A 22,198-nucleotide genomic window follows, 5' to 3' on the forward strand; every position below is an offset into this window, starting at 1 on the left:
CGGAGACACACCATGGCAAGAGACAGCACCCACTGGAAGTTTGAAACCAAGTCGGTCCACGCAGGCTATTCGCCCGACCCGACCACCCGCGCCGTTGCGCCGCCGATCTACCAAACCGTGGCCTACGCGTTCGACAGCGCGCAGCACGGCGCCGACCTGTTCGACCTGAAGGTGCCGGGCAATATCTACACCCGCATCATGAATCCGACGCAAGACATCCTGGAGCAGCGCGTGGCGGCCCTGGAGGGCGGCATTGCCGCGCTGGCGCTGGCATCCGGCCAGGCGGCGGTGACCTACGCCATCCAGACCATTGCCGAAGCGGGCGACAACATCATCAGCAGCACCGCGCTCTACGGCGGCACCTACAACCTGTTTGCCCACACGCTGCCGCAGTTTGGCATCACCACCCGCTTTGCCGACCACCGCGACCCGAAAAGCTTTGAAGGCCTGTTCGACGACAAGACCAAGGCGGTGTTCGTCGAGTCGCTGGGCAACCCGGCAGGCAACGTGACCGACATCGCCGCGATTGCCGAGATTGCCCACCGCCATGGCGTACCGCTGATTGTGGACAACACCGTGCCCACGCCCTACCTGAGCCGCCCCATCGAACACGGCGCCGACATCGTGGTGCATTCGCTGACCAAGTACCTCGGCGGCCATGGCACCAGCCTGGGCGGGGCGATTGTGGATTCGGGCAAGTTCCCGTGGGCGGAGCACAAGGCCCGCTTCAAGCGCCTGAATGAGCCCGACCCCAGCTACCACGGCGTGGTCTACACCGAGGCGCTGGGCGCTGCCGCCTACATCGGCCGCGCCCGCGTGGTGCCGCTGCGCAATACCGGCGCGGCCATTTCGCCGTTCAACGCCTTCCTGATCCTGCAAGGCATCGAGACCCTGGCCCTGCGCATGGACCGCATCAACAGCAACACGCTGGCTATCGCCCAGCACCTGCAAAAGGCGGCCAAGGTGCAGTGGGTCAACTACGCGGGCCTGGAAGACCACCCCGACCACGCGCTGGCGAAGAAGTACCTGAGCGGCAAGGCCTCGGGCATCTTGACCTTTGGAGTGGGCGGTGGACGCGAAGCCGGGGCGAGGTTCCTGGATGCCCTGCAGCTGTTCACCCGGCTGGTCAACATCGGCGACGTGCGCTCGCTGGCCACCCACCCCGCGTCCACCACCCACCGCCAGCTCAACCCGGCCGAGCTGGCCAAGGCGGGCGTGAGTGAGGACACGGTGCGCCTGTCAGTGGGCATCGAGCATATCGACGATCTGCTGGCGGACCTTGACCAAGCACTGAACGCAGTGTGATCTGGAAATTTATAAAAAATATGCCTCTAGCGCGGGTTTTATATGCGCAGACAGCTCTTTATTTAATAGCAAAACCCTATTTGCCATGACCCAATTCCACGCCTTGCCCGATCCGTCGCTGGACCAGCTGTTCCGCACGGCCCGCACCGCCCACGCCTTTCAGCCCGTGCCGGTCACCGACGAGACCATCCACCAGCTGTACGAGCTGCTGAAGTGGGGCCCTACGGCGTTCAACGCCCAGCCCGCGCGCTACGTGTTCGTGCGCAGCGCCGAAGCCAAGGCCCGGTTGCTGCCCACGGTGTCGTCGGGCAACCGGGCGCAGACCGCAGCGGCCGGTGTCACGGTGATCGTGGCGCAAGACCCGCAGTTTTACGAGCATCTGCCCAGCCAGTTCCCGGCCTACAACGCCAAGCCCATTTTTGAAGGCAATGCCCAGGCTGCCGAATCCACGGCCTTTCGCAACGCCAGCCTGCAGGGGGCCTACTTGATCTTGGCGGCCCGGGCTTTGGGGCTGGACGCGGGTGCGCAGTCGGGCTTTGACGCGGCAGCGGTGAACCAGGCTTTCTTTCCCGATGGCCGCTGGCAAGCCAATTTTCTGGTCAACCTGGGTGTGGCCGACCACCAGGCCACCCACGCGCGCGGGCCCCGTTTAGCGTTTGACGAAGTCGCGCACATCGTCTGATTTTTTAGATTTTTCAACCACCAGGAGTATTTCCATGACCATCCAAGCCATCAACGTCCGCAACCAGTTTCGCGGCAAGATCAAAGAAATCATCCGCGGCGACGTGGTCTCTGAAATCGACGTCGAAACTCCCTGGGGCATCGTCACCTCGGTCATCACCACCCGCTCGGTCAATGACCTGGAGCTGAAGATCGGCAGCGAAGTGGTCGCTTTGGTGAAGTCCACCGAAGTGTCGATTGCCAAACTGTGAGGATTGGCATCGCCACGACATGATTGAGTTACACAACATCCACCAGACCTACCCCGGCCCACAAGGCCCGGTGCAGGCATTGCAGGGCATCGACCTGCAGATCCAGGCGGGTGAAATCTTCGGGGTGATTGGGCGCAGCGGCGCGGGCAAAAGCTCGCTGGTGCGCGTGATCAACCTGCTGAACCGCCCCTCGCAGGGCCAGGTCCGGGTCGACGGGCAGGACCTGACGGCGCTGGGTGCCCCCGCACTGCGCGCCGCCCGGCACCAGATCGGCATGGTCTTCCAGCACTTCAACCTGCTCTCCAGCCGCACGATTTTTGACAACGTGGCGCTGCCCCTGGAGCTGACCGGCACCCGGCCCGCGATCATCAAGGCGCGGGTCGATGACCTGCTAGAGCTGGTGGGCTTGTCGTCGTTGCGCGACCGCTACCCGGCGCAGATCAGCGGCGGGCAAAAGCAGCGTGTGGGCATTGCCCGGGCGCTGGCCAGTAACCCCAAAGTTTTGCTCTCGGACGAGGCCACCTCGGCCCTCGACCCCGAAACCACCCGCTCCATCCTCGGCCTGCTGCGCCAGATCAACCGCGACTTCGGCCTGACCATCGTGCTCATCACCCACCAGATGCAGGTCATCAAGCAGGTGGCCGACCGCGTGGCCGTGATCGATGCAGGCCGCATCGTGGAGCAGGGCGCGGTGATTGACGTGTTCACCCGCCCGCAACACGCCACCACCCGCAGCCTGGTGGCCGAGATCGTGCCGCAGGACTTGCCGGAAAGCGTGCTGGCGCGCATCCGCGGCCTGATGGCCACCGAACCGGCCCACAGCGGGCAACTGCTGCGGCTGGCGTTTGCGGGTGGCGATGCCGACCGGCCTGTGCTGTCGGACGTGATCCGCCGCTTTGGGCTGGACCTGAACATCCTGCACGGCCAGGTGGACGAGATCCAGGGCCAACCGTTTGGCGCGCTGGCCGTCCATGTGCGCGGTGCACGCGAGCAACTGGTGGCCGCCGTAGCCCACTTACGCCATGCCGGTGTCCAAGTACAGGAGGTCGCCCATGTTTGATACTTTTACTCCGCAACTGCTGGAACTGTTTGCATCTTCTTTCTGGGAGACGCTGGTGATGGTGGGCATCTCGGGATTGGTGGGCGCGCTGATCGGCGTGCCGCTGGGCGTGTTCCTGCGCCTGACCGATGCGGGCGGCGTGCTGCACAAACCGGCGCTGAACCGCACGGTGGGCGGCATCGTCAACGCGGTGCGCTCCACGCCTTTCATCATCCTGCTGGTGGCCATCATTCCGCTGACGCGCTTGCTGACGGGCTCGTCCATCGGCACGATGGCGGCGGTAGTGCCCCTGACCATCGCTGCCGCGCCCTTCATTGCCCGGCTGGTGGAAACCGCGCTGCGCGAGGTAGACCACGGCCTGGTCGAAGCGGCGCAGGCCATGGGTGCCAGCACCCGGCAAATCGTCTTCAAGGTGCTGCTGCCCGAGGCCCTGCCGGGCATTGTGGCTGGCCTGACTATCACCCTGGTGAGCCTGACCGGCTACTCGGCCATGGCCGGTGCCATCGGTGGCGGCGGCCTGGGCGATCTGGGCATCCGCTACGGTTACCAGCGCTTTCTGCCCGGGGTGATGCTGGCCGTGGTGCTGGTGCTGATCGTCTTTGTGCAGGCCGTGCAAAGCCTGGGTGACTGGTTTGTGCGCCGCTTGAGTCACAAGTAACTACCTTCATTTTTCGGAAATTTCCCTATGTACAAACGCACATTCCTCCACTCCACCCTGTCCCTGTCGTTGCTGGCCGCACTGTCGGGCAGCCTGTGGGCGCAAGACAAGCCCTTGAAGATCGGTGTGACCGCCGGGCCGCACGCCCAGATCTTCGAACAGGTGAAAAAGATCGTTGAAAAAGAGGGTCTGAAAATCCAGATCGTCGAGTTCAGCGACTACATCCAGCCCAATGCCGCTTTGGCCGCGGGCGACCTGGATGCCAACAGCTACCAGCACAAGCCCTACCTGGACCAGCAGGTGAAGGACCGGGGCTACAAGATCGTGCCGGTGGGCTACACCGTCAATTTCCCCATCGGCATTTATTCGAAGAAGGTCAAAAGCTTGGCCGACCTGAAGGAGGGCGCACGTGTCGGCATCCCCAACGACCCGACGAATGGTGGCCGCGTGCTGTTGGTGTTCCAGGACAAAGGACTGGTCAAGCTGCGCCCCGAGGCGGGCCTGAAAGCCACGCCGCTGGACGTGGTGGACAACCCCAAGAAAATCAAGTTCGTGGAAGTGGACGCAGCCCAACTGGCCCGCACGCTGGACGACCTGGATGCTTCGGCCGTCAACACCAACTACGCGCTGGCCGCCGGGCTCAACCCCAAGGACGCAATTGCCCAGGAAAACGCCAAGAGCCCCTACGTCAACCTGCTGGCCGTGCGCGATCAGGACAAAGACAAGCCCTGGGTGGCCAAGCTGGTGGCGGCCTACCACTCGGATGAAGTGCGCAAGTACATCCAGACCGAGTTCAAGGGCGCGGTGCTGGCGGGATTTTAGGAGCCTGGTTGCTTGCATAAATTGATATTTACGTCAATAATCTACAAGAATATGAATTTTGTTGATGTAAATATCAAGTGCAAACCCTCCAAGAACTCGGTGCAGCCCTGGCTGTACGCCGCAAGCTCCTGGGCCTGAAGCAAGCCGATGTGGCCTTGCAGGCTGGGCTGACGGCGGAGTCTCTTTCCCGCTTCGAGCGAGGCAGGTGCGCCGAGTTTGGTTCGCGCAAGTTGCTGGCCGTACTGGCCGTGCTGGGTGCTGAGCTGGATGTTATCGCGCAAGGCCAGTCTGGTAACCTGGACGAGCTGCGCCGCGAGCGGGGGCAGGCGCCTACCGGGCGCGTTGCTGGCTCTGCGGGTGAGGGAGTGCGCTGATGCAGTTGTCTGTGTTCGTGCTGGGCCGTGAGGTCGCTACGCTGGAGCAGGCGGGCGACTTCAAGAGCGTGCTCAGCTACCACCCGCAGGTGGCGGCAGAGGACTTCGTGTCGCTCACCATGCCCGTGCGCACCGAGTCTTATGTGTGGGACGACCAGCTGCCGCCCGTATTGCAGATGAACCTGCCCGAGGGTTATTTGCTCCAGGTGCTGCAGGAGCAGTTTGGCCCGCATATGGGAGCCAGCCCCATCGCCTTGCTCTCCGTCATCGGGCGCAACATGGTGGGCCGCGTGCAGGTAGCACCGTCGGGCGTGGAGCTCGACGCGCAGGCGCAGCCCTTTGAAGTGGCTGCGCTGCTCAAGGGTGACAACTCCGAAGCCGCCTTTGCCGCGCTGGTGCGCGAACATGCCACCAGCGGCGTGTCGGGCGTGGTGCCCAAATTTCTGGATGCTGACCTGGAAGACTTTGCCAGCCCGATGGCCGCTCACAAGAAGGCCAGCGTCGTCACCCGCCGCCACATCATCAAGGGCTCCAGCGCGCAACTGCCTTTCGTCGCCCTGAACGAACACCTGTGCATGCAGGTGGCCCGCCGCGTCCTGCCCGCCGCCACCACCGAAGTGTCGGACGACGGCCAGGCCCTGGTGGTGCACCGCTTTGATGTGGACGCAGATGGCCAGGCGCATTGGGGCATGGAAGATTTTTGCGCCTTGCTGGGCCTGCGCCCCGCCGCCAAGTACGACACCACCTGGGAGCGCATCGCCCGCGCCGTGCGCGACCACGTGCCTGGCCCCCAGCGGCTGCAGACTTACCGCCAGCTCGCCACCACCTTGCTGCTGACCTACGCGCTGCGCAACGCCGACTGCCACGCCAAGAACTTGGCACTGCTCTACACCCGTCGTGCCGATGCCCATCTGTCGCCCGCTTACGACATGCTGACCACCAGTGTCTACGCGGGCTACCAGCACAACCCGCCAGGCATCGAGTTCATGGGCAAAAAGACCTGGACGCCGGGCAAAAATCTGCAGAAGTTCATCGCCGCCACCTTCGGCATCCCGCCCAAGGAGCAGCAGAAAATGGTGCAAGCCATCAGCGATGCCGTGGCCGATGTAGCCCCCCTGGTGCGCCAGGCCATGCTGCAACACCCCGGCTTTGCCGACATCGGCAAACGCATGCTGCTTGCCTGGGCCGATGGCGTGCAGGGCCTGCGCGACCAGCGCGTGTACGCCGTAGGCGACTGGGCGGCGGGTGCCGCATTGGCAGACTTTTCACCGCCGCCCAAGTTGAAGGCCGACAGCCCAAAGACCGGCCGCTCTCCTTTGCTGGGTAAGCGCTAAATTTGTACAAGAAAATGGCTGCTAGCGCTTATTCCATGGGCGCAAGAAGCTCTTTTTTCAATAGCGTTCAGGCGGTGATCGGAAACCCCGTGTCAAACGTCTCCCGCACATCCAGCCGCTGCTTGAGCAGTCCGGCCTCCAGGTAGAAGTCGGCTGTGCGTTGCTGGTCGGCCAGCACCGGCGCGTCTATGGGCAGCCAGAGGGTCTGGCGGCGTTCAAACTGCAGGCGGGCGGCCTCGGCGGGGATGCCGATGGTGCGGGCCAGGCTGGCGCTGAATTCGGCCGGGTGCTGGGTGGCCCAGGTCTGGGCGCGCACCAGGCGCTGGTGGATGTCCTTCAGCGCAGCACGTTTGTCGCGCAGGGCGTTGTCGGTGGCGGCCAGAAAGCTCAGGCCCGTGGACAGTCCGCGCCCGTTCACCAGCACGCGGGCGTGGCCACCCGTTTCGGCCAGCGCGGTGTACGGTTCCCAGGTGGCCCAGGCATCGACCGAGCCTTGGGTGAGGGCCAGCTTGGCATCGGGCGGGGCCAGAAAGCGCAGGTTGATGTCGTCGGGCTTCAGGCCCACCGAGGCCAGGGCTTTGAGGGTGACAAAGTGGCCGATGGAGCCGCGGTTGGTGGCCACGCTTTTGCCCTTCAGGCTGCTGGCATCCTTGAGCGGCGAGTTGGGCGCGACGAGTACCGCCGTGCCATACGCATCCGAGCGGTTGGCGGCAAAGGCTTTGACGCGGCTGCCTGCGGCCAGGGTGAATAGCAGGGGTGCATCGCCGATGGGGCCGAAGTCCACCGCGTCGGCGTTCAGCGCTTCGGCCAGCGGCGCTGCTGCGGGGAACTCGGTCCACTGGATGTCGTAGGGCAGGGTCTTGAGTTCGCCCGCGGCTTCCAGCAGGGCGCGCAGGCCGCCTTTCTGGTCGCCCGCGCGCAGCAGCAGCTTGGTTTGGCTGTGGCCCAGCACAGGGGACAGGAAGGCCGCAGCCGACAGGAATTGTTGGAAGGTACGTCTTTGCATGGTGAATGGTGGTAGTTAACAAATCAGGATGTGGCGGCCTGCCGCAATGCGGGCACTGTCGTCTTGCGGGGTATGGATGCGCCCGCACAGTACATCGCGCAAATGGCGCTGCAGTGGGTGGTGGCGCGACAGACCGTGGTTGCCGGCCAGCGATAGCGCGGCTTCCACCGCCTGCACGGCGTTGTTTGTCAGCAGCGATTTGAGGAGGCCGCTGTCGGTGGCAGACACCGGCACGCCGGTGTCCACGTCGCGCGCCAGGCCTGCCAGCAAGCGTTCGTTGGCCAGTAGCAGGCCCTGGATGCCGCCCACGGTTTCCTGTGCGCGGGGCAGGGTGGCCAGCGCGGCCCCCAGGTTGGCAGGCTTGCGCTGGCGCAGGAATTCCACTGTCCAGTCGCGGGCCGCGCAGGCCACACCGGTGTATAGCGCGCCCAGCAGCACCGCCATGTCGGCCTGCAATCCGGCATCTACACCGCCCCATGCCTGGGGTTCGCGCAGGTCGATGGCGTTGTCCAGGTCCACCAGCACATCGTCAAACACCACGTCGTGGCTGCCGCTTGCGCGCAGGCCCAGGTGGTCCCAGGTTTCCACGATGCGGGTGCCGGGCAGACCGGCGGGCACCAGCAGCGTGCCGACGCGCGGCGTGGCCTCGTCGGTGCGCAGCCACACCGCGTACCAGTGCAGGATGGGCGCGCCGGTCGAATACACCTTGTGTCCGGAGACACGCCAGCCGTCCGCCGTCCAGCGCGCGGTGCTGCTGGGCAGGCCGCCCCGGGCGGGCGAACCCAGCTCGGGTTCGACCCGCAGGGCGTTGACCATAGACACGCTGGTCACCGACTCGCGCACCAGCCGCTCGGCCAGATGCTGCGGCCAAGTGCGACCCATTTGGCGGCCCGCCGGGCTGGTCTGGCCCATGCTGCGGTGCTGGATGTACTGCATCACCAGCACCAGGGCGGTGGCCGGGCAGCCGTAGCCCACCGCGCCAATCACTTCGCCCAGTTGCGCCAGCGTGGCCCCCTGGCCGCCCAGATGGCGGGGTGCGGCCAGGGCCAGCAGCCCGGCCTGCTGGAGCTCGGCGAAGTTGTCGAACGGAAAGCTGGCATCGCGGTCGTGGGCATCGGCGCGGGCCGCAAATTCCACGGCCAGGGTGCGGGCCAACTGGCCGGGGTTGAGCGAGGCATTCATGGCAACCCCACTCAGGCGGCTTTGCGCGCCAGGTGCTCCGCCTGCTGTTCGCGCTCCGCCACCTTCTGGCGCACCAGGGGCAGCAGGTCGCGGCCATAGGTGATGGTGTCCACCAGCGGGTCGAAGCCGCGGATCAAAAAGGTGGTGATGCCCAGGTCGTAGTACTTCAGCAGCGCGTCGGCCACCTGCTCGGGCGTACCGACTAGAGAGGTGGAGTTGGAGCGGCCACCGTTCTCGCGCGCCAGCGCGGTCCACAGGTGTGCGTCCACGCGGTCGCCCTGGGCGGCATCGGCCAGCAGGCGGCGCGCGCCCTCGCTTTGCTGCGGGCCGCCGCGCGAGAAGCCCTGGCTGACCTTCAGGCGGCGGGTGTCTTCCAGAATTTGCTCGGCCTTGGCCCAAGCTTGCTCCTCGGTGGCGCCCAGGATGGGGCGGAACGAGATGCTGAACTCCACCGTGCGGCCATGCTGCGCGGCGGCGGCCTGCACCTGGCGCACCAAGTCCCCGGCTTGCGCCAGCGACTCGCCCCACAGGGCGTATACGTCGGCATGCTTGCCCGCCACCTGCAACGCGGGGGCGGATGCGCCGCCGAAGTAGATCGGTACGTAGGGCGACTGCACCGGCTTCACTTCCGACCACGCGCCCTTGGCCTGGTAGTAGGTGCCTTCGTGGTCAAACGGCTGCTCGGACGTCCACACCCGGCGCAGCAGGCCGATGTATTCGTCGCTGCGGGCGTAGCGTTCGTCGTGGCCTAAAAAGTCGCCGTCGCGCTGCTGGTCTTCGTCGGACCCGCCGGTGATGTAGTGCACTGCGACGCGGCCGTTGGTGTAGTTGTCCAGCGTGGCCAGTTGCCGGGCAGACAGCGTGGGCGACACAAAGCCGGGGCGGTGCGCCAGCAGGAAGTGGATCTTCTGCGTAACCGACGCGGCGTAGGCCACCGTGAGCAAGGTGTCGGGGCTGGTGGCGCTGGCGGGTACCAGGATGCGGTCAAAACCCGCATGCTCGTGCGCCTGGGCAAACACCCGCACATAGGCAGGGTCTACCGCCGGGCCGGTGTGGGGAATGGTTTCGGAAACCTCGTGCGGCTGGATCATGCCGATGAACTGGACACCCATGGGAACTCCTTGTGTGGGGATTGGATGTGCCCACGATAGAAGTGCTGCTAGCCTGCGACAACGAAGAAAAACAGGAATCCATATGCAAAGAATCAGCACCATGGCCGCCTAGTTTGGGTTGCAATGGCAGCCTTACCGGCATTGCATCCACAGGACTTCCATGACTACCCCGATCCCTGTTAAAACTTACTTTGACGTGCGCCAGGCTCTGCTGGCAAAGCAGGAAATTGCCCTGATCGACGTGCGTGAAGAAGACCCCTTCGCCCAGGCCCACCCGCTGTTTGCCAGCAACATCGCCGCCGGGCGCATCGAGCTGGATGCCTGGAGCCGCATCCCGCGCCGCGACACCCCCATCGTGCTGCTGGACAACGGCGAAGGCCTGGCCGCCCCGGCCGCGCGCACGCTGCAAAAACTGGGCTACACCGATGTGGCGCTGCTGGCCGGTGGCTTGCAAGGCTGGGTGGAGGCCGGTGGCGAAATCTTCAAGGACGTGAACGTGCCCAGCAAGGCCTTTGGCGAGCTGGTGGAGTCGCAGCGCCACACGCCGTCGCTCTCTGCCGAAGAAGTCAAAGCCCTGATCGACCGCAAGGCCGACGTGGTGGTGCTGGATGCCCGCCGCTTCGACGAATACCAGACCATGAGCATCCCCAGCGGCATCAGCGTGCCTGGGGCCGAGCTGGTGCTGCGCGCCCAGGCCCTGGCACCCAGCCCCAGCACCCGCATCATCGTCAACTGCGCAGGCCGCACCCGCAGCATCATCGGCACCCAGTCGCTGGTGAATGCGGGCATTCCCAACCCCGTATCGGCCCTGCGCAACGGCACCATCGGCTGGACGCTGGCCGGCCAGGTGCTCGACCGGGGTGCCGCCCGCCAGGGCCGCACCACCACAGAACACACCAGCCCCGATGCCGCCCACCAGGCCCGCGCCGTGGCCGACCGCGCCGGTGTACAGCGCGCCCAGCCCGCCGACCTACAGCGCTTCACCGCCGACACCCCGCGAACCACCTACCTGCTGGACGTGCGCACCGTCGAAGAATTCGCCAGCGGCCATCTGCCCGGCTTTCGCAACGCCCCCGGCGGCCAACTGGTGCAGGAAACCGACGTGACCGCCCCCGTGCGCGGTGCCCGCATCGTGCTGGCCGATACCGACGGTGTGCGAGCGAACATGACCGCCTCCTGGCTGGCGCAAATGGCCTGGGACGTGTGGGTGCTGGACGGCACCCAACCCGCCGACTGGAGCTCCATCGGCCCCACCGCAGACACGCTGCCCGAGCCCGAAGGCCCTATCGCTGCCACCGACCCCGCCCAGCTCTCTGCCTGGTTGCAGGCTGGGCCGGATGGCTACACGGCCGTGCTGGACCTGACCACCAGCGTGAACTACGTGAAACGCCACATCCCAGGTGCCTGGTACGTATCCCGCACCGGCCTGGCTGCGGCATTGGCGAATGTCCCTGCTGCCCACCGCTACGTGCTCACCTGTGGCAGCAGCCTGCTGGCCCGCTACGCCGTTGCCGATGTCGCCCGTTTAACCGGTGCGGAAGTGTGGGTGCTGGAGGGCGGCACCGCCGCCTGGATCGCCGCAGGCCTGCCCCTGGAAGAAGGCGAAACCCGCCTGGCCTCCCCGCGCACCGACCGCTACCGCCGCCCCTACGAAGGCACCGACAGCCCGCGTGCGGCCATGCAGGGGTATCTGGATTGGGAGTATGGGCTGGTGGAGCAACTGGGGCGGGATGGGACGCATGGGTTCAGGGTGATTTGAACGGTTCCATCTTGAGATTGCTATTGAATGAGTAGCTGCTTGCACTGGCGCTATATGCGCTGCAGCCATTTTTCACCTATGAAATCTAGTTGTCGGCAGAAAAACGCCAAATAGTTTCGCAATGGCATTTAAGGCGGCTTGTCTGATGTATCAATGTTTAATTTAAGCGGACTGCCGAAGGTATATCCGCCTGAAGGAAGGTTTAGGCATCGCGCATTGAAGCTCGGACATTGCCGCAATACCTACTGATAGCGCAAGGCCAGGCAAGTAACTACACACCCGATGCCGACTAGGCCGAGGAGCGGCTGCATGCTGTAAAGACCAGACTTGCCGATTGAGCGTATGGCGATGCCATTGATTACACCAACCGCAAGTGCGACTGCCACGAATACGAGAATGGTCCACCAGTGCAGATCGACGGCAATAGCCCAGAGTGCGGCAACAGTAATGGGGATGATGAGTAAGGCTAAGAGGCGAGTGATTGGCCCAACAGTCATATGCCGCGCGGTCTGCGTGAATGCGAGCCAAAGGCCGAGGCCAACGACGGCGAGAAGAAGACCGAGATCTGTGGAGTTCATATTTGACGTGCGCCTACTTTCCAACTTCTCAGTGTAAGGGGGGCGAGACCTGCGATGCCTAACGTTTGACTTAAGCGGCGTGTCATAGTCACGTCCGCTTGAAGGAAGGGTTAGGCATCACCGTTCGCCCCTACCATGGCGCGCATTGTCAAACGCCTGAATGAGATGGACAAGCGGTAGCCCAACGGTTGTCCGAATCTGGAAATATGTGGAGACTGCACGATCAATGACATCTTCAGACTCAACTTCTGCGTCAAGCTGAAGATCAAGGTCTTTAGCGCCCCGCATGTGCTTGACGGAATTCTTGGCCCATGTCATTCGATCGGATACCCACTTCTCCGCGGCCTTCCGGTCGGAGTCGTTCTTCGGATTGAGAATGGCTACCAAGCCGTCTTTGATCTGATCAAAGCTGGGTTTCATCTGAGCACGGTCGGCAAGTTGAGTCTGTCGTGTGTAGACGTTCAGTAGCTCCTCAGCAGCTCCAGCCAGATGTATTGCTGCATAGTACGAATCACCTCGCAAATGAAGTTCGATCGCGCGCTCCAGAAGTTCCACTGCAATTGAGAGCTTCGTTGTATAGGAGACAGTCATCGTGACAACTAACGTGATGTACACCGCAAACCCTGCGGTTTAAATTGGCTATTGAGGTTTAAATCATTTGTACAAATATCCTGAAAGTGGCTTGCAGCCTCGGTTCCTGTGATTCTTCCAGGTTTTTATACAGGTATAAAAATTTCGATAAACCCCACAAGCTGATTGTGCGCGATACGAGCTTTCGGGCATGCCGGGATTCAGTCTGAGCCTGGTCCCATTGCATATGTGCTTGCGATCTAGGCACTGTTGCTACTAAATAAAGAGCTACTAGCGCAGGTAATACCTGCGCTAGTAGCTCTTTTTATTTAAAATCGCAGGCGGTGACTTCCTCTTCTGCTTCCTCCACCTCCACATACCGGTTCACCGGCACCGGCAAATCCAGGTTGTCGCGCAGCGTGCCCTGCCCGTATTCCGTGCGGTAAATCCCCCGCGCCTGCAGCAGCGGCACCACCAGGGCCACGAAGTCTTTCAGCGAGGTGTTGGGCAGGGCCTCGAAGAAGTTGAAGCCGTCGGCAGCACCCAAATCGAACCAGCGCTGGATCTCGTCGGCCACCTGCTCGGCGGTGCCGACGAAGCTGCGCTTGGGGCGGGCGTGCCACAGGGCCACTTCGCGCAGTGTCCATCCCTTGTCTTTGGCGACCTGCTTGATGCGGTCGCTGGCGCTTTGCTGGCTGTTGCGGCCCAGGTCGCCCAGGTCGGGGAAGGGGGCGTCCAGCGGGTAGACCGAAAAGTCGTGGTCGTTGAAGGGCCGGGCCAGTGCGGCGATGGCGTTCTCGATGGGCACCAGGGCGGCGGATTCTTCGTACTTGCGCTCGGCCTCTTCGGCAGTGCGGCCCACGATGGGGCGGATGCCGGGCAGCAGGTGCACCTCGTCGGGGTTGCGGCCCGCAGCGGCCACGCGGGCTTTGACATCGCGGTAGTAGGCCTGGGCTTCCTCCAGCTTGTCGGCGTGGAAGAAGATGGCATCGGCCTGGGTGGCGGCGAAATGCTTGCCGTCTTCGGAGGCTCCGGCCTGGAAGATCACCGGCTGGCCCTGGCGCGAGCGGCTGATGTTCAGCGGCCCTTCCACGGCAAAGAAGTCGCCCTTGTGGTCCAGCCGGTGCAGCTTGGCGGGGTCGAAGAACACGCCGGTTTCCTTGTCGCGCACCAGTGCGTCGTCTTCCCACGAATCCCACAGGCCTTGCACCACGCCCAGGTGTTCCTTGGCCAGCGCGTAGCGCACGTCGTGGTCGTAATGGGTGGGTTTGCTGTAGTTGCGGGCGCTGCCGTCCAGCCATGAGGTGACCACGTTCCAGCCCGCACGGCCGTTGCTGATGTGGTCCAGCGAGGCGAACTGCCGGGCCACCGTAAACGGCTCGCTGTAGCTTGCCGTGACGGTGGCCACCAAGCCGATGTGCGAGGTCACCGCCGCCAGCGCCGACAGAATCGTTAGCGGCTCAAAGCGGTTCAGGTAGTGCGGGCTGGAGCGCGGCGTGATGTGCACGCTGTCGGCCACAAACAAGAAGTCAAACCGGCCCTCTTCGGCCAGCTGCGCCTGCTGGGTGTAGAACTTGAAATTGACGCTGGCATCCGTGACCGCCTCCGGGTGGCGCCAATCGCCCCAACCTGCGCCCACACCGTGCAGCACGAATCCGAATTTGAGTTGTCTGGCCATGGGGACGCTTTCCGAGGAGTTGAAGAAATCCCCACCTTACCCACGCGCCCTGTGCGGGGGAACGAAGGGTTTCAGATATGGATATGCGGGCAGTACGGCCCCTCAAATCACATAGTTGATCGCGGCCCCATTTCCCGCCAGCGCCTGCTCCACCGCCCCCCGGTCCAGCGTGGGCGCAAACGATTCGATAAACGCATACACGTAGCCGCGCAGATAGGCCCCACGCCGCACGGCCAGCTTGGTCATGTTGATGCCGAACAGGTGGCCGGCATCGACGGCACGCAGGGCCAGGTCGCGTTCGGTTTCAAAAGCGATAGAGGCGACGATGCCTACGCCCATGCCTAGCTCCACATAGGTTTTGATCACGTCGGCATCCATGGCGGCGATGGCGATGTGGGGCACCAGTTGCTGCTGCGCAAAGGCCTGGTCGATGCGGGTGCGGCCGGTGAAGCCGTTGTCGTAGGTAATCAGCGGGTAGCGGGCCAGGTGCTCCAGCGTCAGCGGGCCGTCCAGCAGGGCGTGGCCGGGTGGCACGATGACCGAGTGCGTCCAGGGGTAGCAGGGCAGAGCGACCAGCTCGTCGTATTGCGTCAGCGCTTCGGTGGCAATGCCGACGTCGGCCTCGCCGGACAGCAGCATTTCGGCCACCTGCGCGGGCGAGCCCTGGTGCAGGTGCAGCGTCACGTTGGGGAACTGGCTGCGAAACTCCTGCACCGCCATGGGCAGGGCGTAGCGGGCCTGCGAATGGGTGGCAGCAATCGACAGCAGGCCGCTTTGCCGCGAGACGAATTCTTCCCCGGCTTTGCGCAGGTTGCTGCTGTCGAGCAGCATGCGTTCGATGATGGGCAGCACGTGGCCGCCGGGGTCGGTCAGGCCGGTGAGGCGTTTGCCTGCGCGCACAAACAGTTCGATGCCCAGCTCTTCTTCCAGCTCTCGGATCTGGCGGCTCACGCCGGGCTGCGAGGTGTGCAGCACGTTGGCCACCTCGGTCAGGTTAAAACCGCGTCGCACGGTCTCGCGGACGGAGCGCAATTGCTGGAAATTCATATAAGAGTGCCATTTTTAATAACTGAATTTGATTATTCGCCAAGATGGGTTTTGCACAAACTAATAAATCGTAGATTCGATATGGCGTAACTATCTGAGGGGTGGTCGGGCGTGGGCTGCATATCCTTAGGCGTTTTGCTTCGTTGGCACCGGCGGGAAGCCGTCTTACGCTCCACTCCATAGCCACACCGGATGCCCACCATGCCCCATTACCCCGCCACGTACGGCAGAGACATTGCCAGCCAGCGCGCCCACGCCATCAGCGCATTTTTGGATACCGTGCGCCACCTGCTGCCCGACCCGCAGCAGGCCCAGCCCGCGCAGTTGGCCGCGGTGGCCCAGGCGTTGGAGCAGTTGGGTCTGCGCCAGGATTTGTTTGTGCCCGCGCACTTCCCGGTGTCGGCGGCCGACCCGGCCCACATCTACCGCCTGGCCGAAGATGCCGATGGCCGCTACGCGCTGTACATCTCGGCCGCGCTGCCGGGCAAGGGCCAGCCGCCGCACGACCACACCACCTGGGCCATCATCGCCGGGGTGCAGGGCAACGAGCGCAACGTGGTCTACGGCCGCCAGCGCACCGACGACCCGGCACAAGACCGCCTGGAGCCGCTGCGCACGATTGACGTGGTACCCGGCACCTCGGTCACGCTCACCCCCGACGAGGTGCACACCATCGTGCTGCTGGACGGCGCGCCCGGCCTGCACCTGCATCTGTACGGCCTGGCGCTAGACCGCCTGGTAGACCGGGTGGTGTTTGCCGGTACCGACGGTGGCAGCTACCGCAGCTTTGCGCCGCCCGCGCTGATCCGCCATGCGCGCATCGCGCCCCAGGCTTTGCAGGCCGCGCTGGAGGACGGCGAAGAGATTGCCGTGCTGGATGTGCGCGACAAGGCCGAGCGCGCGGTGGCCCACATTCCCTATACCGTGTCGGCCCCGCTGGAGCGGCTGGAACTGTTGGTCGAGCGCCTGGTGCCCAACCGGGGCACGCGCACCGTGCTGGTCGATGCCAACGAGACCCGCGCCCACCTGGCCGCCGCCACGTTGGTGCGCCAAGGCTGGCTGAACGTGTCGGTGCTGACTGGCGGCACCGATGCCTGGTTTGCGGCCGGTTTTGCGCTGGTGGGCGGCAGCCAGCGGGTGGAAGCACTGGCGAATTGATTGCTATGTAAAAAATAGCTACTAGCGTAGGTGGTATATGCGCTAGAGGCCTATTTTGTTTAAATTGTTGTAGAGGGGAGTCACAGAGGGCAACTGTGGGAACTTGGGCTGGTGGCTTGTACTGCAGGTCACCAGCCATTTTTTTTCGGCTGACCCAGCACTACGCCACGGTGGACTACCTGCCGCACCGCCGCGTGATGCACCGCGCCACCATCGTGGGCGACAAGCCGTTTTAAGAGGCTCTACTGGCGGATGTCGGCCAGAAACTGCTGCGCCCGCGGGTGCTGCGGCTGGGAAAAGAAGTTTTGTGGCGTGGCCCGCTCCAGCACGCGGCCCTGGTCCATGAACAGCACGCGGTCGGCCACCTCGCGGGCAAAGCCCATTTCGTGGGTCACACACACCATGGTCATGCCGTCCTGGGCCAGGGAGCGCATCACCTGCAGCACCTCGCCCACCATTTCGGGGTCGAGAGCGCTGGTGGGCTCGTCAAACAGCATCAGCGGCGGGCGCATGGCCAGCGCGCGGGCAATTGCCACCCGCTGCTGCTGGCCGCCCGACAGCGCGGCGGCAAAGGCATCGGCCTTGTGTGCCAGGCCCACCCGCTCCAGCAGGCTCAGGGCTTCCTCGCGGGCCACGGCCGGACGCAGGCCGCGCAGCCGCAGCGGGGCCAGCGTGCAGTTTTGCAGTGCGGTCAGGTGCGGGAACAGGTTGAACTGCTGGAACACAAAACCTATGCCCGAGCGCAGCTGGTTCACGTCCACGCCCCGGCGGTAGATGTCCTGGCCGTCGAGTTGGATGCTGCCCGACTGGATGGCTTCCAGCCGGTTCAGCGTGCGGATCAGGGTGGACTTGCCCGAGCCGGACGGCCCGCAGACCACCACCACCTCGCCGCGCGCGATGGTCTCGGTTACGTCCACCAGGGCGTGGTAGTCGCCGTACCATTTGTTGACTTTTTGCAGCTGGATCATGCGGAAATTCTCACGGTGTGGGTGCGTTGCTCCAGCCAGTAGGCGCATCGCGACAGGCCAAAGCACAAAACAAAATAGGCCAGCGCCAGCAGGGTATAGACGGCGGTGCTCTGGGTGAACACCTGGGTGTTGATCTGCGCGGCGATGAAGGACACCTCGGTCAGCCCGATGATGTAGCCCAGCGAGGTGGCTTTGATAGTGGCCACAAACTGGTTCACCAGCGACGGCAGCATATGGCGCAGGCCCTGCGGCAGCACCACCAGGCGCATGGTGGCCAGGTAACCCAAACCCAGCGAGCGGGCGGCTTCCACCTGGCCCTTGGGAATACCCTGGATGGCCGCGCGCACGATCTCTGCCAGGTACACGCTGTCAAACACCACCAGGGCCATCAGCATGGTGCTGAACTGGTCGGTCTTGTGGCCGGTGAGGCTGGGCAGAAAGAAGTAGGCCCAGAAGATCACCATCAGCAGCGGCACACCGCGCACGATGTACACCCCGGCAGTGACCGGCCAGCGGATGCTGCGGTAGGGGCTGACCCGTGCCAGGCCCAAAGCGATGCCCAGCGGCAGCGACAACAGCAGCGCCAGCGCGGCCAGCAGCACCGTCAGCGCCAGCCCGCCCAGCGGCCCGTTCGGATACTGCCCGACCAGAAAATAGACCCAGTAGGTCTGGATAAGCTCCAACATATTCGCGGCCTTAAACGGTGCGCACCGGGTAGCGGTGGTGGTACCACGCGCCCAGTCCGGTAATGGCCAGCGACACCAGCAGGTAGGCGCTGGTGGCAAAGGCAAACGCTTCGGCGCTGCGGAAGCTGGCCGACTCGACCTTGGCGGCCTGGTACATCAGCTCGGCCACGCCGATGACGGTGGCAACGCTGGTGTCCTTCCAAAGGTTCAGGGTTTGCGACAGCAGCGGCGGTATGGTTACGCGCAGCGCCTGCGGCAGCACCACCAGGCGCATGGTGGCCAAAAAACCAAAGCCCAGCGCGCGGCTGGCCTCGGTTTGCACCAAGGGCACGGCGCGGATGCCGCTGCGGATGTCTTCGGCCATGTAGGCCGCCGTGTACAGCGTCAGCGCCACCACGGCGCTGATGGCCTCGATGTTGCGGGCGTACAGCCATTCTTTCAACGCGTCGGGCAGCAGCTCGGGCGCACCAAAATACCAGAACAGCAGGTGCGCCAGCAGCGGCACATTGCGGATACTTTCCACATACAGCCAGCCCAGGCTGCGCAGCAGCCTTACAGGCGACAGGCGCAGCAAGGCGATGGCCGCACCCAGTGGCAGCGCCAGCACCAGCGTGATGCCCGCCAGTTGCAGCGACAGCAGAAAACCGCTGACCAGCCAGTCGTGGTATTGCCCGGCGCGCAGCAGATTCAGATCAAAATTCAGCATAAAAATGGGAACAGGCCGCAACAGCGGCCTGTTTTAGATACCGAAAGGTTTAGATCTGGTCGCTGTCGATTTTGAAGGTGCGCTTGTCGAACTGCAGCTTGGTCTCCGGTCCGTACCATTTGACGAACAGCTTGTTGGCATCGCCCGAGCTTTCCAGGTCGCGCAGCACGCCGTCCACCACGGTTTTCAGGCCTTTCTCACCCTTTTTCAGGCCCAGTGCCAGCGGCTCCACGCTGATGCTTTGCGACAGGATGGCGTAGTCTTTCTTGGCGGCGCCCAGCTTGGCGTGGTCGTTGATCAGCGAGGCTTCGTCGTTCACGTAGCCCACGCCTTTGCCCTGTTGCAGCGCCAGAAAGGCCTGCTGGGTGGTTTCGAAGGTCACCACCTCCACGCCGGGTACGGCTTTGCGGATGTTGGGCTCTTGCGTGCCGCCCTTGACGGTCAGCACTTTCTTGCCGCCAAGTGCGGGCAGGTCGGTGATGCCGCTGCTGGTCTTGACCAGTACCTTTTGGCCGGTGACGAAGGTGGTCAGCGAGAAATCGATCTGCGCTTCACGTTCCTTGTTGTGTGTCAGCGAGGCGGCCAGAATGTCCACCCGGCCCTGCTGCAGCTCGGGGATGCGCGCGGCCACGGCCAGTTGTTTGAACACGGGCTTCACGCCCAGCTTCTTGGCGATGGCATTGCCGATGTCCACCTCGTAGCCAACGATCTCGCGGGTCTTGGGGTCGACAAAGCTATTGGGCTCGTCGGTGCCGAGCACGCCGATAACGATCTCGCCTTTCTTCTTGATGTCGTCCAGCTGGTCGGCCAAAGCCGACTGGGCAAACATGGAGGTGGCGAGTACGGCGGCCAAAAGAACGGAGGGGCGGAACTGCATTGTGAGAGCTACCTGTAAGTGATGAGGAGCCCGAATGTAGAGAAGCAAATCGCTGCTGTGAACGAAGCATTTGAGATATGTAAACGGGAAAACCGCATAACGGTGCTTAGACAGATTGCTTGTTTGCAGCGGATTTTTAAGTCGTTTGTGCGCACGTGCTTTCCCCCTAGAGTGGTCGTTTTTAGCTCTTTGGAAAGCACCGCCATGCCCTCTATTTACGCCGACAACTCCCTGTCGATTGGCCGCACGCCGCTGGTGCGCCTGAACCGCATCACCGACGGTGCCGCCGCCACGGTGCTGGCCAAGATCGAGGGGCGCAACCCGGCGTATTCGGTCAAATGCCGCATCGGCGCAGCGCTGATCTGGGACGCGGAAAAGCGCGGCCTGCTGGGGCCGGGCAAGGAAATCATCGAGCCTACCAGTGGCAACACCGGCATCGCGCTGGCCTTTGTAGCGGCCTCCAAGGGCATTCCTATCACCCTGACCATGCCCGAGACCATGAGCATCGAGCGGCGCAAGATCCTGCTGGCCTATGGTGCCAAGCTGATCCTGACCGAAGGTGCCAAGGGTATGAAGGGCGCCATTGCCAAGGCCGAGGAAATCGCCGCCAGCGACCCCAAATACGTGTTGCTGCAGCAGTTCAAGAACCCGGCCAACCCGGCCATCCACGCTACCACCACCGGCCCCGAGATCTGGCAGGACACCGACGGCAAGATCGACATCCTGGTGGCGGGCGTCGGCACCGGCGGCACCATTACCGGCGTGTCCAGCTATATCAAGCAGATCCAGGGCAAGGCGATCATTTCGGTGGCCGTGGAGCCCACCGCCAGCCCGGTGCTGACGCAGACCCGCGCCGGTGCAGAAGTCAAACCCGGGCCGCACAAGATCCAGGGCATCGGTGCCGGTTTTGTGCCCGACGTGCTGGATCTGTCGCTGGTGGATGCGATCGAGCAGGTCAGCAATGAAGAAGCGGTGGACTACGCGCGGCGCCTGGCCCGCGAGGAAGGCATTCTGGCCGGCATTTCCTGTGGAGCGGCCGTGGCGGCGGCGGTGCGCTGGGCCAAGAAGCCAGAGAGCGAAGGCAAGACCATCGTGGTGGTGCTGCCGGATTCTGGTGAACGCTACCTCAGCTCGGTGCTGTTTGAAGGCGTGTTTGATGCGGCAGGCCAGGCCGCGTAGCCACTCCCGCGGCCTGCCGTCTCAAGCATAGGTATCCACCAGCGCACCCAGGCCCGGGCTGGGCTTGCGCTGCTGGGCTGCGGGCGTTGCGGGAGCGGGAGGGGTGTTTTTTTGCTGTTTGAGCGCCTGCTCCTGCTGGCTTTGCTGCTGCAGGGCGGCGATCTGCTGCTGCAGCATCTGGATCATGGCCTGCAGTAAGGTGCTCTTGGTCATTTTGGCTTTGGCATCCAGGTCGCTGGAGGCGACGTCTTTCAGCTCGGTCGTCAGCTTCTGGATCTGCTGTTGCAGCTTGGCGATGGCGCTGGCCGACCCGCTGCTGGACGAGGAAACGGAAGAAGATGAAGTGCTTGACGAGACATTCATGTAAGCCATATCGGCGGTTTTTGCGCGGACTTAAAAAGAATGGGCAAGAGAGCATCAAAATGCTCAGACCGTGAACCCTTAGGCAGCCAATTCCGCCGCTACGCCCTCGCCAAAGTAAAAAGACTGGATGTCGGAGCGTTGCCGCAACTGCGCAGCGCTGCCGGTCAGCACGGCGACCCCGGTGTCCAGCACCGTGGCCCGGTGGGCATATTGCAGCGCTACGGTGGAGTTTTGCTCGGCCACCAGAATGGTCAGGCCCTCGTCTTGGTTCAGCCGTTGCAGCTGCCGAAAGATGTTTTGCACCACCAGTGGCGCCAGGCCCATGGAGGGTTCGTCCAGCACCAGCAGGCGCGGGCGTGACATCAGTGCGCGGCCTATCGCCGTCATCTGCTGCTCACCACCAGAGGTCAGTCCGGCCAGGGCGCGGCGCTTGTCCCGCAGGTGCGGAAAGATGGCGTACACGCGTTCCAGGTCTTGCGCCAGCTCGGCCCGGCTGGAGCTGCGGCCCAGGCCGCCGGTCAGCAGGTTTTCTTCCACCGTCAGGCTGCGGAAGCAGTGCCGACCCTCCAGCACCTGCACCAGGCCCAGCCGCACCAGGGCGGTTGGGCTGGTGCGGGATACGTCGTGCCCGTCGAACGCAATGCTGCCCGCCGTTACCTTGCCGCGCTCGGCCGGCAGCAGGTTGGACACCGCCTTCAGCGTGCTGGACTTGCCCGCACCGTTGGCGCCCAGCAGGGCGTGGATTTCGCCCGCCCGCACATCGAGGCTGACGCCGCGCAAGGCGACGATGGCGTTTTGGTAGACCGCCTCTACGGCTTGGAGCTGCAGCATGTGTGTTGCCGGT

The 22,198-nt window shown here is 63.8% G+C and carries 25 protein-coding genes; 12 read left to right on the plus strand and 13 right to left on the minus strand.

Annotated features, from left to right (window positions below):
* Positions 1 to 12 precede the first annotated feature (12 nt).
* The 8 genes from AC097L_RS10425 to AC097L_RS10460 all read left to right on the plus strand — a co-directional run bounded on the left by AC097L_RS10425 (position 13) and on the right by AC097L_RS10460 (position 6,485).
* Positions 13 to 1,305: an O-acetylhomoserine aminocarboxypropyltransferase/cysteine synthase family protein gene (locus AC097L_RS10425; protein WP_479586297.1), complete on the plus strand. Its 1,293-nt coding sequence runs from the start codon at positions 13 to 15 to the stop codon at positions 1,303 to 1,305.
* An 85-nt stretch (positions 1,306 to 1,390) separates the two neighbouring features.
* The gene (locus tag AC097L_RS10430; protein WP_479586298.1) at positions 1,391 to 1,987 is read left to right on the plus strand and encodes a malonic semialdehyde reductase; all 597 of its coding nucleotides are present in this window, start codon (positions 1,391 to 1,393) and stop codon (positions 1,985 to 1,987) included.
* A gap of 34 nt (positions 1,988 to 2,021) precedes the next feature.
* Positions 2,022 to 2,237 carry a TOBE domain-containing protein gene (locus AC097L_RS10435; RefSeq protein WP_295960117.1) on the plus strand — a complete coding sequence of 72 codons (216 nt, stop codon included), beginning with the start codon at positions 2,022 to 2,024 and terminating at the stop codon, positions 2,235 to 2,237.
* A 19-nt stretch (positions 2,238 to 2,256) separates the two neighbouring features.
* The gene (locus tag AC097L_RS10440; protein WP_479586299.1) at positions 2,257 to 3,297 is read left to right on the plus strand and encodes a methionine ABC transporter ATP-binding protein; all 1,041 of its coding nucleotides are present in this window, start codon (positions 2,257 to 2,259) and stop codon (positions 3,295 to 3,297) included.
* Complete coding sequence (locus AC097L_RS10445) at positions 3,290 to 3,955, plus strand: methionine ABC transporter permease (protein ID WP_479586300.1); 666 nt, start codon at positions 3,290 to 3,292, stop codon at positions 3,953 to 3,955. The genes AC097L_RS10440 and AC097L_RS10445 overlap by 8 nt, the downstream gene beginning before the upstream one ends.
* 27 nt (positions 3,956 to 3,982) lie before the next feature.
* A complete protein-coding gene (locus tag AC097L_RS10450; protein WP_479586301.1) occupies positions 3,983 to 4,777 on the plus strand; it encodes a MetQ/NlpA family ABC transporter substrate-binding protein in 795 nt (264 codons plus the stop codon).
* Positions 4,778 to 4,854: 77 nt separating this feature from the next.
* Positions 4,855 to 5,151, plus strand: a complete 297-nt coding sequence (locus AC097L_RS10455) for a helix-turn-helix domain-containing protein (RefSeq protein ID WP_479586302.1) — start codon at positions 4,855 to 4,857, stop codon at positions 5,149 to 5,151.
* On the plus strand, positions 5,151 to 6,485 hold the full coding sequence (locus AC097L_RS10460) for a type II toxin-antitoxin system HipA family toxin (RefSeq protein WP_479586303.1): 1,335 nt from the start codon (positions 5,151 to 5,153) through the stop codon (positions 6,483 to 6,485). Before AC097L_RS10455 ends, AC097L_RS10460 begins: the two co-directional genes overlap by 1 nt.
* 67 nt (positions 6,486 to 6,552) lie before the next feature.
* On the opposite strand, the gene AC097L_RS10465 is transcribed toward AC097L_RS10460, so the two are convergent.
* Genes AC097L_RS10465 through AC097L_RS10475 form a run of 3 tightly spaced genes read right to left on the minus strand, consistent with a single transcriptional unit; the run spans position 6,553 to position 9,785 of the window.
* A complete protein-coding gene (locus tag AC097L_RS10465; protein ID WP_479586304.1) occupies positions 6,553 to 7,491 on the minus strand; it encodes an ABC transporter substrate-binding protein in 939 nt (312 codons plus the stop codon).
* Positions 7,492 to 7,506: 15 nt separating this feature from the next.
* Positions 7,507 to 8,673: an acyl-CoA dehydrogenase family protein gene (locus tag AC097L_RS10470; protein ID WP_479586305.1), complete on the minus strand. Its 1,167-nt coding sequence runs from the start codon at positions 8,671 to 8,673 to the stop codon at positions 7,507 to 7,509.
* A gap of 11 nt (positions 8,674 to 8,684) precedes the next feature.
* Positions 8,685 to 9,785, minus strand: a complete 1,101-nt coding sequence (locus AC097L_RS10475) for an LLM class flavin-dependent oxidoreductase (RefSeq protein ID WP_479586306.1) — start codon at positions 9,783 to 9,785, stop codon at positions 8,685 to 8,687.
* A 160-nt stretch (positions 9,786 to 9,945) separates the two neighbouring features.
* Here AC097L_RS10475 and AC097L_RS10480 point away from each other — a divergent pair, with 160 nt between their 5' ends.
* Complete coding sequence (locus AC097L_RS10480; protein ID WP_479586307.1) at positions 9,946 to 11,544, plus strand: rhodanese homology domain-containing protein; 1,599 nt, start codon at positions 9,946 to 9,948, stop codon at positions 11,542 to 11,544.
* 242 nt (positions 11,545 to 11,786) lie between these two features.
* Here the strand turns inward: AC097L_RS10480 and AC097L_RS10485 are convergent, their stop codons facing one another.
* From AC097L_RS10485 to AC097L_RS10500, 4 genes are all read right to left on the minus strand, one after another.
* Positions 11,787 to 12,122, minus strand: a complete 336-nt coding sequence (locus AC097L_RS10485) for a hypothetical protein (protein ID WP_479586308.1) — start codon at positions 12,120 to 12,122, stop codon at positions 11,787 to 11,789.
* 117 nt (positions 12,123 to 12,239) lie between these two features.
* Positions 12,240 to 12,737 (minus strand): hypothetical protein, encoded by a 498-nt coding sequence (locus AC097L_RS10490; protein ID WP_479586309.1) that lies wholly within the window; start codon positions 12,735 to 12,737, stop codon positions 12,240 to 12,242.
* Positions 12,738 to 13,017: 280 nt separating this feature from the next.
* Positions 13,018 to 14,370 (minus strand): LLM class flavin-dependent oxidoreductase, encoded by a 1,353-nt coding sequence (locus AC097L_RS10495; protein WP_479586310.1) that lies wholly within the window; start codon positions 14,368 to 14,370, stop codon positions 13,018 to 13,020.
* A 102-nt stretch (positions 14,371 to 14,472) separates the two neighbouring features.
* A complete protein-coding gene (locus AC097L_RS10500) occupies positions 14,473 to 15,417 on the minus strand; it encodes a CysB family HTH-type transcriptional regulator (RefSeq protein WP_479586311.1) in 945 nt (314 codons plus the stop codon).
* A gap of 201 nt (positions 15,418 to 15,618) precedes the next feature.
* Between AC097L_RS10500 and AC097L_RS10505 the strand changes: the two genes are divergently transcribed.
* Positions 15,619 to 16,575 carry a rhodanese-like domain-containing protein gene (locus AC097L_RS10505; RefSeq protein WP_479586312.1) on the plus strand — a complete coding sequence of 319 codons (957 nt, stop codon included), beginning with the start codon at positions 15,619 to 15,621 and terminating at the stop codon, positions 16,573 to 16,575.
* A gap of 95 nt (positions 16,576 to 16,670) precedes the next feature.
* Positions 16,671 to 16,811 carry a hypothetical protein gene (locus AC097L_RS10510; RefSeq protein WP_479586313.1) on the plus strand — a complete coding sequence of 47 codons (141 nt, stop codon included), beginning with the start codon at positions 16,671 to 16,673 and terminating at the stop codon, positions 16,809 to 16,811.
* Between the two features lie 6 nt (positions 16,812 to 16,817).
* On the opposite strand, the gene AC097L_RS10515 is transcribed toward AC097L_RS10510, so the two are convergent.
* Genes AC097L_RS10515 through AC097L_RS10530 form a run of 4 tightly spaced genes read right to left on the minus strand, consistent with a single transcriptional unit; the run spans position 16,818 to position 19,812 of the window.
* Entirely contained in the window at positions 16,818 to 17,543 is a 726-nt protein-coding gene (locus AC097L_RS10515; protein ID WP_479586314.1) for an amino acid ABC transporter ATP-binding protein, read from the minus strand.
* Entirely contained in the window at positions 17,540 to 18,229 is a 690-nt protein-coding gene (locus tag AC097L_RS10520) for an amino acid ABC transporter permease (protein ID WP_479586315.1), read from the minus strand. Before AC097L_RS10520 ends, AC097L_RS10515 begins: the two co-directional genes overlap by 4 nt.
* A gap of 10 nt (positions 18,230 to 18,239) precedes the next feature.
* On the minus strand, positions 18,240 to 18,935 hold the full coding sequence (locus AC097L_RS10525) for an amino acid ABC transporter permease (protein WP_479586316.1): 696 nt from the start codon (positions 18,933 to 18,935) through the stop codon (positions 18,240 to 18,242).
* A gap of 49 nt (positions 18,936 to 18,984) precedes the next feature.
* Positions 18,985 to 19,812, minus strand: a complete 828-nt coding sequence (locus tag AC097L_RS10530; protein WP_479586317.1) for an ABC transporter substrate-binding protein — start codon at positions 19,810 to 19,812, stop codon at positions 18,985 to 18,987.
* A gap of 204 nt (positions 19,813 to 20,016) precedes the next feature.
* Between AC097L_RS10530 and cysK the strand changes: the two genes are divergently transcribed.
* Positions 20,017 to 20,991 carry a cysteine synthase A gene (gene cysK, locus AC097L_RS10535; RefSeq protein WP_479586318.1) on the plus strand — a complete coding sequence of 325 codons (975 nt, stop codon included), beginning with the start codon at positions 20,017 to 20,019 and terminating at the stop codon, positions 20,989 to 20,991.
* Between the two features lie 21 nt (positions 20,992 to 21,012).
* Here cysK and AC097L_RS10540 read toward each other — a convergent pair whose 3' ends face one another.
* Together AC097L_RS10540 and AC097L_RS10545 are read right to left on the minus strand one after the other, a co-directional pair.
* Positions 21,013 to 21,354, minus strand: coding sequence for a FlxA-like family protein (locus AC097L_RS10540; protein ID WP_479586319.1), 342 nt, complete (start codon positions 21,352 to 21,354; stop codon positions 21,013 to 21,015).
* Positions 21,355 to 21,432: 78 nt separating this feature from the next.
* A complete protein-coding gene (locus AC097L_RS10545) occupies positions 21,433 to 22,185 on the minus strand; it encodes an ABC transporter ATP-binding protein (RefSeq protein ID WP_479586320.1) in 753 nt (250 codons plus the stop codon).
* Positions 22,186 to 22,198: the final 13 nt, after the last annotated feature.

The organism is Rhodoferax sp. RT5P35 (assembly GCF_056521385.1).

Coding starts and splice junctions, on each gene's coding strand:
- AC097L_RS10425 (WP_479586297.1), top strand. CDS start 13: ATGGCAAGAGACAGCACCCACTGGAAGTTTGAAACCAAGTCGGTCCAC.
- AC097L_RS10430 (WP_479586298.1), top strand. CDS start 1,391: ATGACCCAATTCCACGCCTTGCCCGATCCGTCGCTGGACCAGCTGTTC.
- AC097L_RS10435 (WP_295960117.1), top strand. CDS start 2,022: ATGACCATCCAAGCCATCAACGTCCGCAACCAGTTTCGCGGCAAGATC.
- AC097L_RS10440 (WP_479586299.1), top strand. CDS start 2,257: ATGATTGAGTTACACAACATCCACCAGACCTACCCCGGCCCACAAGGC.
- AC097L_RS10445 (WP_479586300.1), top strand. CDS start 3,290: ATGTTTGATACTTTTACTCCGCAACTGCTGGAACTGTTTGCATCTTCT.
- AC097L_RS10450 (WP_479586301.1), top strand. CDS start 3,983: ATGTACAAACGCACATTCCTCCACTCCACCCTGTCCCTGTCGTTGCTG.
- AC097L_RS10460 (WP_479586303.1), top strand. CDS start 5,151: ATGCAGTTGTCTGTGTTCGTGCTGGGCCGTGAGGTCGCTACGCTGGAG.
- AC097L_RS10465 (WP_479586304.1), bottom strand. CDS start 7,491: ATGCAAAGACGTACCTTCCAACAATTCCTGTCGGCTGCGGCCTTCCTG.
- AC097L_RS10470 (WP_479586305.1), bottom strand. CDS start 8,673: ATGAATGCCTCGCTCAACCCCGGCCAGTTGGCCCGCACCCTGGCCGTG.
- AC097L_RS10475 (WP_479586306.1), bottom strand. CDS start 9,785: ATGGGTGTCCAGTTCATCGGCATGATCCAGCCGCACGAGGTTTCCGAA.
- AC097L_RS10480 (WP_479586307.1), top strand. CDS start 9,946: ATGACTACCCCGATCCCTGTTAAAACTTACTTTGACGTGCGCCAGGCT.
- AC097L_RS10485 (WP_479586308.1), bottom strand. CDS start 12,122: ATGAACTCCACAGATCTCGGTCTTCTTCTCGCCGTCGTTGGCCTCGGC.
- AC097L_RS10495 (WP_479586310.1), bottom strand. CDS start 14,370: ATGGCCAGACAACTCAAATTCGGATTCGTGCTGCACGGTGTGGGCGCA.
- AC097L_RS10500 (WP_479586311.1), bottom strand. CDS start 15,417: ATGAATTTCCAGCAATTGCGCTCCGTCCGCGAGACCGTGCGACGCGGT.
- AC097L_RS10505 (WP_479586312.1), top strand. CDS start 15,619: ATGCCCCATTACCCCGCCACGTACGGCAGAGACATTGCCAGCCAGCGC.
- AC097L_RS10515 (WP_479586314.1), bottom strand. CDS start 17,543: ATGATCCAGCTGCAAAAAGTCAACAAATGGTACGGCGACTACCACGCC.
- AC097L_RS10520 (WP_479586315.1), bottom strand. CDS start 18,229: ATGTTGGAGCTTATCCAGACCTACTGGGTCTATTTTCTGGTCGGGCAG.
- AC097L_RS10525 (WP_479586316.1), bottom strand. CDS start 18,935: ATGCTGAATTTTGATCTGAATCTGCTGCGCGCCGGGCAATACCACGAC.
- AC097L_RS10530 (WP_479586317.1), bottom strand. CDS start 19,812: ATGCAGTTCCGCCCCTCCGTTCTTTTGGCCGCCGTACTCGCCACCTCC.
- cysK (WP_479586318.1), top strand. CDS start 20,017: ATGCCCTCTATTTACGCCGACAACTCCCTGTCGATTGGCCGCACGCCG.
- AC097L_RS10540 (WP_479586319.1), bottom strand. CDS start 21,354: ATGAATGTCTCGTCAAGCACTTCATCTTCTTCCGTTTCCTCGTCCAGC.
- AC097L_RS10545 (WP_479586320.1), bottom strand. CDS start 22,185: ATGCTGCAGCTCCAAGCCGTAGAGGCGGTCTACCAAAACGCCATCGTC.